Origin of the sequence: Streptomyces poriticola (genome assembly GCF_036689765.1) — a bacterium.
GTDB lineage: Bacteria > Actinomycetota > Actinomycetes > Streptomycetales > Streptomycetaceae > Streptomyces > Streptomyces poriticola.
This window is the reverse complement of record NZ_JBAGKH010000107.1, coordinates 1-505: the sequence shown is the minus strand read 5'-3', so window position 1 is coordinate 505 and position 505 is coordinate 1. Positions and strand designations below refer to the sequence as shown.

The 505-nt window shown below is 71.3% G+C and carries 1 protein-coding gene; it reads left to right on the top strand.

Annotation, left to right across the window (positions count from 1 at the left end; all coding sequences use genetic code 11):
* A partial coding sequence (locus tag V5O46_RS31655; protein WP_332888180.1) for a ketoacyl-synthetase C-terminal extension domain-containing protein occupies positions 1–505 on the top strand: 505 nt, incomplete at both ends.

Sequence of the window (505 nt, the reverse complement as noted above, 5' to 3'; positions counted from 1 at the left end):
ACTGATCGCCACGTACGGCCAGGACCGCCCGGCCGACCGGCCCCTGTGGCTGGGCTCGGTGAAGTCCAACATCGGCCACACCCAGGCCGCTTCGGGTGTCGCGGGCCTCATCAAGATGGTCATGGCACTGCAACACGGCGTGCTGCCGAAGACGCTGCACGTCGGCGAGCCCACGCCGAAGGTCGACTGGTCGGCCGGAGCCGTCGCCCTGCTGACCGAGGAGACGGCCTGGCCCAGCACGGGACAGCCGCGCCGGGCCGGTGTCTCGTCGTTCGGCATCAGCGGCACCAATACGCACGCTGTGCTGGAGCAGGCTCCCGATGACGAGCCGGTGTCGGTGTCGGAGTCTCCGGGCGTCGTGCCGTGGGTGATCTCGGCCCGGACCGCCGACGCGCTGCGCGCTCAGGCACGGCAGCTCCGCGAATACGTCGAGCAGCGGCCCGGGTTGGACACCGCAGCCGTCGCCGACACGCTCATCAACGGGCGCGCCCTGTTCGAGCACCGC